General features: G+C 41.0%; 11 protein-coding genes. 3 read left to right on the top strand and 8 right to left on the bottom strand.

Translation table 11 applies throughout. The features are described from left to right. Positions 1-55: 55 nt before the first annotated feature. Positions 56-1,996: a BCCT family transporter gene (locus BLR76_RS00055; RefSeq protein WP_245682981.1), complete on the bottom strand. Its 1,941-nt coding sequence runs from the start codon at positions 1,994-1,996 to the stop codon at positions 56-58. A 413-nt stretch (positions 1,997-2,409) separates the two neighbouring features. On the opposite strand from BLR76_RS00055, the gene rpmG reads away from it, so the two are divergent. Next, entirely contained in the window at positions 2,410-2,559 is a 150-nt protein-coding gene (gene rpmG / locus BLR76_RS00050) for a 50S ribosomal protein L33 (protein WP_091263938.1), read from the top strand. Positions 2,560-3,120: 561 nt separating this feature from the next. On the opposite strand, the gene BLR76_RS00045 is transcribed toward rpmG, so the two are convergent. After that, complete coding sequence (locus tag BLR76_RS00045; protein WP_091263935.1) at positions 3,121-5,274, bottom strand: peptidoglycan D,D-transpeptidase FtsI family protein; 2,154 nt, start codon at positions 5,272-5,274, stop codon at positions 3,121-3,123. A 251-nt stretch (positions 5,275-5,525) separates the two neighbouring features. After that, positions 5,526-6,134 (bottom strand): superoxide dismutase, encoded by a 609-nt coding sequence (locus tag BLR76_RS00040; RefSeq protein ID WP_091263932.1) that lies wholly within the window; start codon positions 6,132-6,134, stop codon positions 5,526-5,528. A 244-nt stretch (positions 6,135-6,378) separates the two neighbouring features. Here BLR76_RS00040 and BLR76_RS00035 point away from each other — a divergent pair, with 244 nt between their 5' ends. Beyond that, positions 6,379-7,170, top strand: a complete 792-nt coding sequence (locus BLR76_RS00035) for a DUF1189 domain-containing protein (protein ID WP_091263930.1) — start codon at positions 6,379-6,381, stop codon at positions 7,168-7,170. A gap of 617 nt (positions 7,171-7,787) precedes the next feature. Here the strand turns inward: BLR76_RS00035 and BLR76_RS00030 are convergent. Continuing rightward, positions 7,788-9,113 carry a DEAD/DEAH box helicase gene (locus BLR76_RS00030; RefSeq protein ID WP_091263928.1) on the bottom strand — a complete coding sequence of 442 codons (1,326 nt, stop codon included), beginning with the start codon at positions 9,111-9,113 and terminating at the stop codon, positions 7,788-7,790. Between the two features lie 253 nt (positions 9,114-9,366). Next, positions 9,367-9,711, bottom strand: a complete 345-nt coding sequence (locus BLR76_RS00025) for an aldehyde dehydrogenase family protein (RefSeq protein WP_281241325.1) — start codon at positions 9,709-9,711, stop codon at positions 9,367-9,369. A 208-nt stretch (positions 9,712-9,919) separates the two neighbouring features. Between BLR76_RS00025 and zwf the strand changes: the two genes are divergently transcribed. Then, positions 9,920-11,374, top strand: coding sequence for a glucose-6-phosphate dehydrogenase (gene zwf, locus BLR76_RS00020; protein WP_091263924.1), 1,455 nt, complete (start codon positions 9,920-9,922; stop codon positions 11,372-11,374). 59 nt (positions 11,375-11,433) lie between these two features. Here the strand turns inward: zwf and BLR76_RS00015 are convergent, their stop codons facing one another. From BLR76_RS00015 to BLR76_RS00005, 3 genes are all read right to left on the bottom strand, one after another. Continuing rightward, complete coding sequence (locus tag BLR76_RS00015; protein ID WP_091263921.1) at positions 11,434-12,951, bottom strand: phosphohexomutase domain-containing protein; 1,518 nt, start codon at positions 12,949-12,951, stop codon at positions 11,434-11,436. 184 nt (positions 12,952-13,135) lie between these two features. Next, entirely contained in the window at positions 13,136-13,597 is a 462-nt protein-coding gene (argR, locus tag BLR76_RS00010) for an arginine repressor (protein ID WP_091263919.1), read from the bottom strand. Positions 13,598-13,816: 219 nt separating this feature from the next. Next, positions 13,817-15,226, bottom strand: coding sequence for an ISLre2 family transposase (locus BLR76_RS00005; protein ID WP_091263916.1), 1,410 nt, complete (start codon positions 15,224-15,226; stop codon positions 13,817-13,819). Between the last annotated feature and the right edge of the window lie 106 nt (positions 15,227-15,332).

Below are 15,332 nucleotides of genomic sequence, written 5' to 3'. Positions count from 1 at the left end.
AGAGCTGAAAAAAGGACAGGTATCATATTGATACGTGTCCTTTTCATATTATCTCTTATTGATCAGTCACATCTTCGTTATCTTCTTCAGATATCTCTTCTATAATTCTTGGCTCATCATCTATTCTATTTCTTTCCTCGACCAGTTTTTCAGTAACCGCGTCAACTAGTGCCTCATCGTGAACCCTAGACTGAATGACTTCAGTAATGATATGGTCATCTGTCACTTTCTTCAGCTTCTGATTAACCGCACGTTCGATCAGGAACTCCTGTCTCAGACCGAGATAAAGTGAATAAATCATTACCAGGAGAACGAGGGTAAACGGAAGACCGGTAATGACTGATGCCGTTTGAAGCGCATCGAGTCCACCACCTACGAGCAGAGTTGCTGCCACAACACCTTCCATTGCTGCCCAGAAGATCCGCTGCGGGACAGGTGAGTCAAGTTTTCCACCTGAAGTCAAGTGGTCCACAACCAGAGACCCTGAATCGGATGAAGTAACGAAGAACACTACTACAAGTATAATTCCAACAAATGAAAGGATAGCTGAGAACGGTAAATTTTCTAAAAGAGCGAACAGCGCCAGCGATTCGTCAATATTGACTACACTGGTTAGATCACTGATGCCATTCAGCTGCTGAAATATTGCTGTCCCGCCAAAAACACTCATCCATATGAAACTGATAGCTGTTGGAATAATAATAACACCAACGACAAATTCTTTGACTGTTCTTCCTTTAGATACCCGGGCAATGAACATTCCAACAAATGGCGACCATGAGATCCACCAGGCCCAGTAAAAGACAGTCCAGGCTCCCTGCCAATTCGTATCCCTGAATGTTTCAGTCCATAAACTCATTTCAACGAAGTTAGCCATATAGAATCCAACATTTTGAGTGAACCCACTCATTATATAGACAGTTGGTCCGGCTATTAGAACGAACAACAGGAAAATACCGGCCAGGACCATGTTGATCTCACTCAACCGTTTAACACCACCATCCAGACCCATCACAACGGAAATGGTGGCAAATCCGGTTATGACAGCGATCAGTATGACCTGCATGGTTGTGCTGATACTGATGCCGAACAGATGATTCAATCCAGCATTCACTTGAGCGACTCCAAGACCGAGAGACGTTGCCAGTCCCATGAGTGTTGCCAGAACAGATAGGATATCAATGATATTCCCCCAAAGGCCGTATATCTTATTCCCAATCAATGGATAAAACAGCGATCGGATCGTCAGTGGCAGTCCTTTATTGTATGAAAAGAATGCCAGTCCTAAACCTACTATCGCATAGATAGCCCAAGGATGAATGCCCCAGTGGAAAAACGTGGATGCCATAGCTGACTGAGCTGCTTCAGGAGAGTTTGGATTGATTCCCCCAAACATCGGTGATGGTACACCAAGGTGTGTGATCGGTTCAGCTACACTCCAGAATAAAAGACCGATTCCCATGCCGGCACTCAAGAGCATGGCGTACCAGGCAAAGCGTGAAAACTCCGGCTTGGCTTTCTTCCCTCCGATGACTATTGAACCATAGCGGCCGAATGCGAAATAAAGAGCAGCTATAATAAAAATATTTGCCGAAAAAATCATCAACCAGCCAGTTGTGTTGGAAATTATATCCAGTGTATTTTCAAAAAAAAATTGAGCTTGCGCAGGAAAAAGTAAAGTGACTGCAATAAATATAACTAATATAATAGAAGAAGTAATTGTCACTTCTGGATGGATATCAAAACCGAATCCTTCCCAGTTTCTTTCACCCACCTCTTCTCTGCCTTCTTCATCAAAAAGGGAAACTGTTGGCTTGATCTGAAGCCCTTTAAATTTTTCTCTGTTCTTAATAGCTTCTTTTCTGGCCCTGACTTCTTCCTTTCTCAGCTTTTTGGCAAGCTGACGCTCGGATTCCAGTCGCCGGTCGAACTCAGTGTCATGTCTTTTCTCTTTCTTCTTTTTTTCCTTTTTTTCGTGCCTGTCTTTTTTATTCACTACTTAACACTCCTCTATATTGTCAATTGCCACTCTGTTTTTTTATCACCCAGATACCTGTGACCCACCTCTTATTAGTCCACCTCTGTTTCTCAAGCCCATATTATTTTCTATTATGAAAGATTTCATTATGTCATTTATACTACCATGTCACAGAAAATCTTTCATCTTATCTCAAATGATTCTAATTGATTAACCATGTAAGCCTTTCTAGTCAAATTGAACTTTAAATCAGCACATTGAAACACTCTGCAGTTTTTTTAAAGGTATTGACGTATTTTAGGGTCTGAAAAGGGAATATAACAAAAAAGAGTGGCATTTTTTTTTGAATCATGGTATTCTAGTCAAGGCGAATGGCTAGACACCTATCATGTTTGATAGCCTTCAAAACAGTAATATTGGGAGGGACAATCATGCGAGTAAACGTTACATTAGAATGTACAGACTGCAAAGAACGCAACTACCTAACATCTAAAAATAAACGTAATAACACAGAACGTTTGGAAGTTAAAAAATATTGCCCACGCGAACGCAAAGTTACTTTGCACCGCGAAACTAAATAAGTTTTAACTTTTTAACGTAATTCCGAAAGAAGTCTCCCACTTCTAAGCGTATGGGTGCGAAGCACCAGTGAAAGTGGGAGATGAATTTCGGTCAAGCGATAGCTTGAAGTGGTTAATGTCATTCTCATTTGGTATACTTTATATATAGACGATAACCAAGTCTATATAGGCGACAACCAAGCCTACTGAGTATTCCTTGGCGTTAGCCAAGTAAAAGAAAACCTATGAGGCAGGGACTGCCTTTTGCGCCTACCCATATCCGATTCCTCTGTCTGCATGAAACCTGTGCAGACAAGAATGGAGTTCGTAGGAAGCCTCCACTTCAAAATCCGGAGGATTTAAGTGGTGGGTAGTTCACAAGGAAGTCTGATTAATCAGGCTTTCTTTTTTTGCACCATCACGCTTCACATATTTCTAGTCTGCTTCCAAGAGGTAACTGAACCCCTTGAAATGATATAATAAAATATACGCCAGCTGCTTTCCTTTACGAATTCTTAAGAAAAGAAGCTGGCGTATTCAATTTATTTGTATAATCTCGGTGGAAGATCATCTGCAAAGAATTTACTCCTCTTCACCTTGTATCTCTTCTGCACTCTCTTCCAGATCGCTGATATCTTCTGCCTCATTATATGAAGCTGAGCCTTCAAATTCACCAGCACCGAAGTAAGCATCAAATACTCTTCTTGCCGCACGCTGGTTTTCCTGATTCGTCCGATTCTCGTTCGGTAAATTCGGTACAACGACTGCTACAGCTATTTCCGGATTGTCGTACGGTGCATAGCCGACAAAAGTCAGATTTGTCACAGAGACAGTGTTTCTTCCTAGGTCATCGTCCCAGTAGAAAGTCTCGGCTGTACCCGTTTTACCAGCAACCACATAAGGTGTACCCGAGAAGATCGTTCGGGCTGTTCCCTGGCTGCCGTTTACGGCCTGATAGAACCCCTGCTGGACCCTGCTCATTGCTTCTTCACTTGCATTAACATGGTTTAATATTTTCGGTTCTATTTCAGTCTTCAACGCACCTACTTGTCCATTTGAGGAATCAGTGTCTCTTATTTCTGAAACTAGTCGAGGAGCAAGACGTGTCCCACCATTTGCTATGGTTGAAACGTACTGAGCCAACTGCATAGTAGTGTATGTGTCGTACTGACCAAATGAAAAGAATAATGCTTCCCCTGCACCTGTTCCCGGACCTTGATAGCCTGTTGACTCCGATGGTAGGTCAATCCCTGTTGGCACGCCTAGTCCGAACTGGTTAAAGTACTTACGCTGAGTGGCAAGGACTTCTCCACCGTTAATCGGCAGCGCTTCACCTGGTGTGTAGTCATAGACTCCGCCCATACGCATGGCCAGTTTCGCCATATAGACGTTAGAAGAACGCTCGAGTGCAGTAATGTCATTCATTGGAATCCGTCCGCTACCCCGGTTGAATACAGAACGGATAGGGCTACTGCCTCTTATACGAATCGGCGTATCAACGATCGTATTGTTGCTACTGTTAAGAACGTCCTCCATGTAGCTAGCTATTATGGTTGCTCCTTTAACTGAAGATCCCATAGTAAAGTTTTGGTTGATGGTTCCCAATGCATTGTCTCTTACTTCACCGTCACGAATTTCTTTACCTGTTAGAGCCAGAACATCACCATTTCTTGGATCCATCGCCACGATATAAATGCTGTTGTTAAGACCTTGTCGTTGAGCTAAAGAGTCGATCGCAATCTGTTCGACCTGTTCCTGAAAACCGATGTCGATAGTCAGAATCAGATTGTCTCCCTTCTCACCCGAATACAGTTCGATCTGATTTATAATATCACCACGGCTGTTCGTCTCCGTATCCAGACGGGATTTTGATCCTCTAAGAACGGATTCGTATTGCCGTTCGATCTGACTTAAACCGACGCGGTCATTTCGAGAGTAGCCTTGAGCCAGGTATGTTCTCAAGCGATCAGCGGGCACACCTCGATCTTCAGTCGATACTGTACCTAATATACTGCTCAGCATATCTCCTTCAGGATACATTCTGACCCAGTCAGTTCCGGTTCCCACACCCGGCAAGTTATCTAGATTTTCACTGATACGAGCAATTTCTTCATGCGTGACATCTTCGTTTTTTACATTGACGGTACTCAATGCATAAGCGGCATTCATTTTCTTGAATATCGCAGCCGCTTCAAGCTCACGTTCCGTCAGTTCTTCAAGTTCTTCATCAGAGACATAATCGAGCATAGACTGATAGGCATCCGATCCATCCATCGTCATTTCTTCATCGGACATTCTTCCACGAATAACGTCCTGATTAGTTGCGATAAAGTAATCCTGGAGATCACGTCTACTTAAATCAGAACCGGAATCAACAGCAAAAAATGGAACGGAAGGCATCGAAATATAGTCTGCCAGATCATAAGCGACTTCTGCCATCTGGCTAGCCGGAACATTACGCCCTCTCGTGTAGGTAATGGTGTGTCTTGCTTCATTCCCCACCAGACGCCTCAAGTTTGCATCAAATATTTCACCACGTGGCACACTGCCAGTGATCGTGGTTCTCTCTGTCCGATCAACTTCTGCCTGAAATTCATCTCCTCTAATAATCTGCAAGTAACCTAATCTAAGTATCAAACTAGAGAAAAGTAAAAATACAATAAAAAAGAGTAAATTCAATCGGAAAGGGATATGGGACTTTTTCTTATCTCTTCTTTTTTGAGCTGGTGTCTTCACTCAATTCCCTCCTGTGATGTGTATTATATTGTTGAATTTAGGATTGGTTTAATAGACCTGTTTCTATAAACGTTTAAAATCACGTAGTAGAGACTATTAACCTCGTACTAGTTTACCAAAACAGCCATTTAAAAGCCACACACCACGAAGAAATTTAAGGAAGAAAATGTAAATTTTCATTTTAAATTCAAACTTTTTTCTCTAAAAACTGGCCACCTTCATAGAAGGAGACCAGTTCGATTGGGTGACACTTATTTAGCTTCGTTAAAGCGTTTAGCCACTTCATCCCAGTTGACAACATTCCAGAATGCCTGGATGTAGTCAGGACGTCTGTTCTGATAGTTCAGGTAATACGCGTGTTCCCAGACGTCTAGTCCAAGAATAGGCGTTTTCCCTTCAGAATAAGGAGAATCCTGGTTCAAAGTATCCATGACTTCCAATTTTCCGTCAGCAACAACTAACCATGCCCAGCCTGAACCGAAACGGCCAGCAGCTGTCTGATTAAATTTCTCTTTGAATTCACCGAAACCACCAAATGCATCGTTGATTGCGTCAGCTAGTTCGCCTTCTGGTTCTCCTCCACCATTTGGAGATAAGATTTCCCAGAAAAGAGAGTGGTTGGCATGTCCGCCACCATTATTTCTTACTGCAGTTCTGATATCTTCTGGAACAGAATCCAGTTTTTTCATTAAGTCCACAATACTTAATTCAGCAAGCTCAGGGTGATTTTCCAGTGCTGCGTTCGTTTTGGTTACATATGCCGCATGGTGTTTATCATGATGGAGATGCATGGTATCTTTATCGATGTGTGGCTCCAATGCATCATAATCATAAGGTAGATCTGGTAAAGTGTACGTCATAGTTAACATTCCTCCCAATACAAATTATCGTACATCTTTATTTTATCACTTATGATTATTTTAGCAAATAAAATTGCTTTATTTTAGTAAGTCTCCCTTTTCTCCCTTTTAGACCTTATCAGACCAATGACACTTATGGAAAAAATCAGTTTAGCACTGCTAGTCAGTCAAAAGTCTGATTGCTTTTTTTCAGCCGGCAACGTACACTGTTTCTATGAGAAATTGACGATAAGGAAGGTGAAATGTGAAAGAATATATACGTATTGGATTCTTAAATCCTAAAAAGCTTGTACAAGCGAAAAATATGACCAGAAAACAGGTGTTGGCTTACTTCGCATTCCTGACGCTCATCCTAACCCTGTCCCTGGCCTCCCTGTTATCTAATGTAATGGGCAATCTTCAAAATGACGGAACAGAAATAGCAGAGACCTTACCCACCTTCACCATTGAAGACGGTCAACTGCAGACAGAAGCTGATCAGGAAACATACGTGCATCAGACTAATTCATTCCTGTTCTTCTTCGATCCAAACGGTGCCATAGAGACGAACGAAATTGATTCCAACCTGGAACACTTAAATGTCCCAATCGGTATCGGTATGATGCAGGACGAGTTCTACATGAATGTGACCGGGCGCTCACTCCCAGTCAGTTATGAACAGCTGGATGGACTGGACGATACTTATCTAAGAAGAACCTTCCAGCAAATCGGCAGACTGTCTCCACTTGTCCTGGTGCTTATTTTCTTAATTGCCTATTTTGCCAGTGCCTTTGTATTACTGTATGAGTGGTTGATCGTATCACTATTTGCCAACATCCTAGTTACCCTGTTCCGCCTACGTTTCAAATTCAGAAAGAACGCTCGTATGGCACTCGTCAGTTTAAGTGTACCGACCCTCTTGCTTTCTATATTGGAAGGAATTGGCCTGGCCGTTCCTTTTGCTTTCGAACTGAAGCTCGGATTCGCCTTGTATTTCCTGTTCACCTCTTTAAAAGCGGTCGCTCCTAAACGAAAAGATCCTCACAACAAAGGATAATATAGGTTTTTTTAGAGCAAGTAGCCTGTTATGGGAGCTTGTTCTATTTTTTTGTCCTGTGACGGTCCTTTTGACTGAGGTTGATGATGGAGGTTGATTTTCATCTCTAATCGAGTCGATGAACTACTGCTGCGCCTAATCTCAGTTTATTAGTGGTTACCATCTTGCCTACGAACTACAGGTAGAGTAAGTTTAGTTGTAGTTTATTTCCCATAGTCAGAAATAAGATATAGCTAGGACAGCTCTAGTTATATTTTAGAGCTACAAAAAGATCATAATCACCGTTAGGAGGCTTCTAGCTGCAGTTTTTCTGCCGAAAAAGCTTTAAACTATCATTAGAATGCTTTTAGCGGGACCTTTTTAAGGGCATAGGTAGCGGAACTGTAGTTAGAGGCAATTCTACTTATATCTTAACAATACGTGGTAAGATTAAACTGTAACTAGGCAGCTTGATTAGGACTATTTTGTATCGCTTGCTTTGATAATGAGCCGATCACGACTAACTCACTCAATAATTTATAGAAAAAAACCGTGAGCACCTTATAAAATACCAATCCTCTCCACATATAAAAAAGCAGCGTTCCCTTGATATAATGGGTTCGCTGCTTCTAAGTTAGTTAGTCTCTGTCGTTTCGACGTTCAAGTCGTCTTGCGCGCTGTCTTTTCGCCTGTTTCTTACGTTCAATCTTCCGCTTGTATCCCGGTTTGATGTTCTTCTTAGCCTTCTTTCTCATCCCGTGAATTTCAGGGTCAAAGGATACCTCTTTACTGACAGGCTTACGCTTGTCACGACGGTTACGGTCATATGAATCGACGATTTCACCGTTCTTGATTTCCTTAGGTTTGAATTCAATGCCTTTTTTCTCAATGATCTGAATATCCTGCTCATCATCTGGGCCGTAAAGAGTAATCGCAGTACCTGGAAGCTGATTACGTCCTGTTCTACCAACTCGGTGAACGAAGAAATCCAGATCCTGAGGGACTTCAGCATTGATGACATGTGAGATACCTTCTATGTCGATGCCCCGTGCAGCCAGATCGGTCGCTACAACATACTGATAGTCCAGGTTCTGAACCTGTCTCATGACACGACGACGTTCTCTTGAAGAAATGCCTCCGTGAATGACTGCTACATCCAGGCCTTTTTTCTTAAGGGAACGGGCTATGTCATCAACATGTTCTTTTGTATTTGCAAATACCAGTGCGAGATAAGGCTGTCCGATCGTCAGCAAGTTGTAGATTAGATCGATCTTGTTCTTGCCTTTAGTAGAAATCAGCCAGTTATCAACAGTATCCGCAATAACCTGCTCGTTTTCCACTTCGATGATCAGTGGACTCTTCATATATTTCTTCAAGAAAGGCTGAAGCTTCTGAGGTATGGTTGCGGAAAAGACCAGCATCTGCCCATTTTCAGGCAGACGAGAGGCAATCTGGTCAACATCTTCCAGGAATCCCATGTCCAAGGTCATATCCGCTTCGTCAACGACCATAAATGGAGCTGTGTGTGTCAGAAGTGCGTTGGCATTGATCAAGTCCAGAAGACGACCCGGTGTACCAATCGCTACATGCGGCTGCTTATTGCTGAGTTTTTGAACCTGACGGTTTTTATCTGTTCCGCCGATAAATGACTGCACAATGATTTCCTGCTCAGAATGTTCTGCCAGCTGAGAGGCTGCATTGTATAACTGTTCAGCCAGTTCACGACTTGGTGCAGTAATAACGACTTGAACAGTGTTTCTCTCTGGGTTCAGTTTATTAAATAAAGGCAGTAAGAACGCATGCGTTTTACCGGATCCAGTCTGAGACTGTCCGATAATATCTCTTCCTTTTTTAACCTCTGGAATCACTTTATTTTGAATGTCTGTGGGTTCGTTAAAGCCGATTTCTGAAATGGCTTCAATCAGGTAAGGCGATAAATTAAATTTATCAAATGGGTGTGTCATATTATATTCCTCTTTTCTGTTCTCTATGTATTGTACCAAAGCTTGAGGCTTCAAGCCACAGTAAAATCGCACAATCGCTGTCATAAGATATATAGAATAAAGGGTTTCCTGAAAACAGCTCTTGAAAAGTCAGTTACCAGACCACCTTTTTCTTTATAACAGTACAGCAAAAATAAAAATGACCGGACTCGATCAAGCATCTAGTTAGGCTCAATCAAGTCCGGATCAGATATTCATTAATTTTACTTATACTTTAAAGTACGTTAATCAAACGGATACTGTCTTGGCTCTTCCTGTACAGAAATCCATTTCCATGTGGTGAATTCATCCAGTGAATGTTCACGACAGAAGCGTCCCAGTCCGGAAGCTTTGACTCCTCTTTTCTGTCTTCGATGATTTTAATTGCTTTGCGGATAATGGCTGCTTTTTCAAATGGACTGACTTTTTCCCATTCTTTCTGGTGACGCTTGGCACTTTCATATGCCTTATCTAAATCTTCTGCAGAAGCTGCGCGAACCGTCGCATACAAATCTTCAGTGTAAGGATCGATTGATTCAATGACTTCTTTACTGCTGCCTTCTACCCATTCCCCATCAATGTAGTTCAGATCAAGATTGTCTTAATTATACAATGATCTCATCCTTTCGGTTTTATCTATTAATAAGGTTTTGGAATCTTCAACTCAAACGATTTAAAGCCTAATGATTCGTTATCTTTCATAATAAAGTTGAATGATAGTAAAATTAAAAGTAAAATAGAAAACAGAATGAATCAGACATGATCATCATGTAGAAAAGAGGAACGATATGTCTCAAGGAACGAAAGCATTATTCATCATTTTTGGAGCGACCGGCGATCTGGCTCATCGCAAGTTGTATCCTGCTATATATAAACTATATAAAAAAGGATTTCTCGGTGAATCATTTGCTGTCATAGGAACCGCCAGACGTGAATGGTCGGATGACTATTATCAGGACGTCGTTATGGATTCCATTTCTGATTTGACTGAATCAGAAGATCATGCCAGAACGTTTGCAAGTCATTTCAGATATCAGTCTCACAACGTTAATGACACTAAGCATTACCACACACTGAAAGATCTTGCTGATAAGCTGGACGAAGAGTATGACATCGACGGCAACAGAATTTTCTATCTGTCCATGTCTCCAAGCTTCTTCGGTACCATTACGAGTCATCTTAAAGAGCAGAATCTTGTGACAGAAAATGGTTTCAACCGAGTCATCATTGAAAAGCCGTTCGGTTCAGACTTCAATAGTTCAAAAGAACTGAACGATGAAATCAATGCATCCTTTGATGAAGACCAGCTTTACCGAATCGATCACTATCTCGGTAAGGAAATGGTTCAGAATATACTGGCCCTTCGTTTTTCAAATCGACTGATTGAGAACAGCTGGAATAAAGCGTCCATTTCTAATATTCAGATTACGTTAAGTGAGGATCTTGGTGTAGAAGAGCGGGGAGAATATTACGATAAAAGCGGTGCTTTAAGAGATATGGTCCAGAATCATGTCCTACAGATGGTGAGCTTGCTGACTATGAACAGCCCTAAAGCCTTCACGACTGAAGAAGTTCGTAAAGAAAAAATGGCGATCCTGAATGCATTGAAAGACCCTGTTGTCACTCAAGACGAAGACACTGAATTTGTCAGAGGACAATATGATACGTCTATTGACGGAGAAACTAAAGGCTACCGTGATGAAGATAAAGTCGACCCAGAGTCCCTGACGGAAACCTTTGTTGCTGGAAAAATTATAATCGACACAGATAAATGGCGCGACACGCCGATTTACATCCGAACAGGTAAACGCCTGGCAGAGAAAACGTCTCGTGTCGATGTAGTATTCAAGCCTTCTCAGACAGCTCTTTTCGATGATAAACCGACAGTCCTTTCTATTCTAGTCAGCCCGAATGAAGGTTTCAAGCTTCTCCTAAACAACAAAAAGATCGGTCCTGGAATGGAACTGGAATCTGTCAGACTGTCAGCAGTCCGATCAGAAGAAACAGTTGAAGAAAGTCCAGAAGCTTACGAAAAGCTTATTCTTGATGTCCTGAACGGGGATGAAACACATTTTGCTCACTGGCAGGAAGTGGCGACTTCATGGAAATATGTCGATCAGATCAGAAAAAAATGGGACAGCTTTACTGATTCTATTCCATTTTACCCTGCTCTCACTATGGGTCCTGATGAAGCTGATACGTTGCTTCAAAATGATGGAAACAACTGGATTTATAAAGCATAAGCATATAATTAGAAAAACCGAGTCATCTGTCAGAACTGACAGGAGACTCGGTTTTTAATTTAGACCAAACGACTGGTATCGAGGTCTTCTATACTATAAAAGAATGTCTTCAGCTTTTCCTTAATATCGGGAATTCTGTCATTATCATCATTTTCGATTTGAAGAACCAGTTTCGGTTCATGCAGACTCATTCTTAGAAGGAGCCAGCCTTTACCATAAGGAGCACTGATCTGACTTCTCTTTCCTTCCAGATTATCTTCAACCAGACTGAAGCCCTCTGTTTCTTTAATCCATAAAGCAAATCGCTCAAGTATAGCCGGTCCGACTTCCTTGTAGGCTGGTGTTTCTATGACAAAACGAATTTCTTCTGTTTCTGCCGGCTGATCAAGATTTTGAATCAGTTCAGCTACACTACTGCCAGAAAGAGACATTTCCGCTTCTTTAGCAATGATCTTAGCTGCGAGATATGCCCCATCATCAAGGAAATAATTTTCTCTGATTGCCGCGTGTCCACTGGTTTCGATAGCCAGCGCACAGTCGATGCCCTGATCGTTCAGTTCAATTCCCCGATTAATGACATTACGGTATCCGGAAATGTAACGGTCGATTTTCCCACCTTTTGATTCTATAAACTGGATGAGGTGATCGGAAACTGGAGAGTTCGTCACGATAGTAGTTCCCGGATTCTCTTCAAGTATGATGGCTCCAATTAGACCAATAAGGTTATTTCTGTTAATACTATGACCTTTTTTATCTACGATCGCAGACCGGTCGACATCTGTATCAAAAATAATTCCTAAGTCTGCTTCATTAGCCAGTACAGCTTCAGAAATACTTTTCATCGCGGCTTTATTATCAGGATTTGGTTCATGGTTAGGAAATGTTCCGTCCGGCTCAAGGAACTGGCTACCTGTTGTATCTGCTCCTAATGGTTTTAGTACTTTATCAGCAAAAAATCCACCCGCGCCATTTCCTGCATCGACGATTATGCGACGTCCTTCCAAAGGGCAAGCGTTTTTTTCAACGTCAAGTGCTTCACGTATTTTACCGATAAGGTCATCAGCATAGACAGATAAAAGGTCTTTAGCCACGACATCCCCTTTATCGACCTGACCAAGCTGATTAACAGGTGTAACAGCAAGGTTAAGAATAGATGTTATATCATCATGTTCAAGTCCGCCGTCTTTAGTGAAGAATTTCAGTCCGTTATATTCCATAGGCAAATGACTGGCAGTAATCATGATACCCAAGTCTGACTTGAAGTCATCATACTGTGTAGACATAAACAAAGCGGGGGTCGTCGACATTCCCGCATCGATCACAGACATGCCCAGATCAGTAAATACGTGAGTCAGCCACTCTTTAATCGACGGTCCGGAAAGTCGGCTGTCGTGTCCAATCGTTACTACCGTTTTATCCAATCGTTTATTTGATTTTTCAGTCCACCACTTAGCTGTTCCTCGGGCAATGAGTCTAATCGTTTCCTCAGTCAGATTCTTCTTATGTACATCCGTATCCAGTGCGAATCCTCTAATATCCGATCCGTTCTGTAAAGAATTTAATTCAATTTTATCCATCATCCGTCTCCTCAATCAGTTGTATTATTTTTAACCATATGTTTTCTCTATTACTATAGTTTGTTTTAACATCCTTTGCAAACGCATTCTAATTTTTCGAAAAAAAAAAGACATGACAAAAAAATCACCGACACACTGTAAAATTCAGCGGGTGTATGGTTTATTCTCTGCCGTCTCTTTTCTTTCAGGAATGGTCTGCTAATAGATTATCATAATAATTATAAATTTTTTCAGCGTCTTCATTCGTTCTGGAAATAAGTATGATGGTATCATTTCCGGCTACAGTTCCTGCAATTTCAGGGAATTCTATATCATCAATCAATGCGCCGATGACGTGAGCATTCCCAGGTATTGTCACTATAATGTTCATGAACTGAACCCGTTCGTAACTGGTGACCACACTTTTTATAGTAGAATTCAGCTTGTCTTCCATAGTCAGCTGATTGTTCTGATAAATCGTGTATTTTGTTCCATTTGCGGTACTGTTAGTCTTAACCAGATTGAGTTCCTTAATGTCTCTGGAGATGGTCGCCTGTGTTGCTTTGACGCCTTTTTCCTGGAGCTGATGAAGGAGCTCTTCCTGTGTAGCAATATCATTATTTAAAATGATCTGCTTGATCAGCATCTGTCTTTCAGATTTCTTCACTTGACATCCCTCATTTCCCGAATATTAGTAAATATTAGTTGGTATTATAAATATTAGTATAACCTATTTTAAAAAAAAATTCATTAGATATACTAACTATGTATGTGTAAAGTTATTCTCGGAAATTTATTCTAGAAATCTGAAACGTAGTTTATTGTTTTTGTCTTTCTCAAGCCTTTTTTGCTCTTCGAGCTTTTAAAAGGCTTGAGAAAGTCAGTTCTAATTAAATAATTTCTGTAATTGCCCCATTGGACTTGATGGAGAGCCATTATTAGCTATTCTTCCAATTTTTACACCTATTGAAGGTCTATGTTGGCTTTTCTTCAAAGCTGCTCTCACTGCACCCTTAAACTCCGGCTGGAGTTTCGTTGTAAGTTCCGGTATTTTATCTGTTAGCGCTTTGAGAAACGTTCCGTTCTTACGTGCAGATATGATCGCTGCTACATTCCCAGCACCTTGAGCTGAAAACCCTCGTCCTTGTCGTTTCATACGATAACTATAAGGACGATGATTACTTTCGCAAACACCAATCCCTTTATTTACGGGTAAATCCCTCATTTTAAATGGTTTAAGACTTTCCCAATTTCTATATAGATAAGCTTTTAACATGGTAAGTTCTTCCTGAAATTCAGTTGCTTTTTCATTGTTAATTTCAATGCGACTCTCCGTTGTAGCGATTATGGTTTCAATACGATCCCAATCGTATGTACGCACAGCTTCTTTCATTTTCTTTTCCATCTTTTTATCAAAATACATTCGTTGTTTGATTTTCTCGTTTACATGATAAGCATCTCTAAAATGTTCGTGTCGCTGGCATTTGCCAATGATTTGATGGAATTTATCTTTGTCGTAACCACTGCCTCCATCACTGTTTGAAATGACGATCGTCTCGCGTATATCATACAGCGACTCTAACCAAAGGCTTGCACGTTTAAAAGCTTCTTTACTTGATACAGTACTCTCAAACATTTTAGAATTAATTAAGACAGGTCTTTTCTGTTTTCCTTTATACTCTACCCCTTCATGAAACTGAACACGATGAATCTCAGGACGTTTTTTCTCCTTGCCTTTTGTAAGCATTAACCCGTCACCTTCAATAAATAAGACAGGCGTTTTTTTCTTATCTTTCTGAGACGTCTCGTCTTGAAGAGGTGCTGTTTCTGTCCATTCTTGAATGGTTTCACCGACTTTTTGAGTGATAGTATGAATGGTCGTATGACTCAGCGAAAAAGATGTAAGAAGATTAATAGCTTCTTCTGCTTTGCGGTACGTTCCATCTGAAGCTATTTGAGCTGCTTTCATCTCTACAAGAGGAGAATTACGGATTCTAGGCTTTAAGCCGACGGCTTTATCAAAAGGAATCACACTTTTTTCGCCTTCTTTTCGCATACGGTGGCGTTCAAATTCAACGGTTCCGAATGTAAATTGAAGCGTACGGTCAGGCACACTGTCAATCTCATATCCTTGTTCTTTGTAATCATGAAGTAATTCTAAATCAATCTGTTTAATAGCGGCACTGAGTAACTGTTGAGTGATACGTTGAAAAACCGTTTCTAAGGCTAATTCTGCTTCTAAAAGGGAAGAAGAATCCTTTAAAGTTGTGATGATTTCTGATATAATTTGATTCATAAGAAGACCTCTTTCTCTAGCGTTGTCGTTATCTCTAGATTAAGGGTCTTCTTTCTTTTTGTCTAGGTCGAATTTCCCCTCTTCCGACATTAATTTTACACATAGA

The organism is Alkalibacterium thalassium, from assembly GCF_900101165.1.
In the GTDB taxonomy this organism is placed as follows: Bacteria; Bacillota; Bacilli; order Lactobacillales; family Carnobacteriaceae_A; genus Alkalibacterium; species Alkalibacterium indicireducens.
Note: the sequence above shows the minus strand (reverse complement) of the source record. Positions and strands in the feature narration are given on the sequence as shown.

Bases quoted from the DNA above. Each gene is read 5' to 3' on its own strand.
- rpmG (WP_091263938.1), top strand. From the start codon at position 2,410: ATGCGAGTAAACGTTACATTAGAATGTACAGACTGCAAAGAACGCAAC.
- BLR76_RS00040 (WP_091263932.1), bottom strand. From the start codon at position 6,134: ATGACGTACACTTTACCAGATCTACCTTATGATTATGATGCATTGGAG.
- BLR76_RS00030 (WP_091263928.1), bottom strand. From the start codon at position 9,113: ATGACACACCCATTTGATAAATTTAATTTATCGCCTTACCTGATTGAA.
- zwf (WP_091263924.1), top strand. From the start codon at position 9,920: ATGTCTCAAGGAACGAAAGCATTATTCATCATTTTTGGAGCGACCGGC.
- BLR76_RS00015 (WP_091263921.1), bottom strand. From the start codon at position 12,951: ATGGATAAAATTGAATTAAATTCTTTACAGAACGGATCGGATATTAGA.
- BLR76_RS00005 (WP_091263916.1), bottom strand. From the start codon at position 15,226: ATGAATCAAATTATATCAGAAATCATCACAACTTTAAAGGATTCTTCT.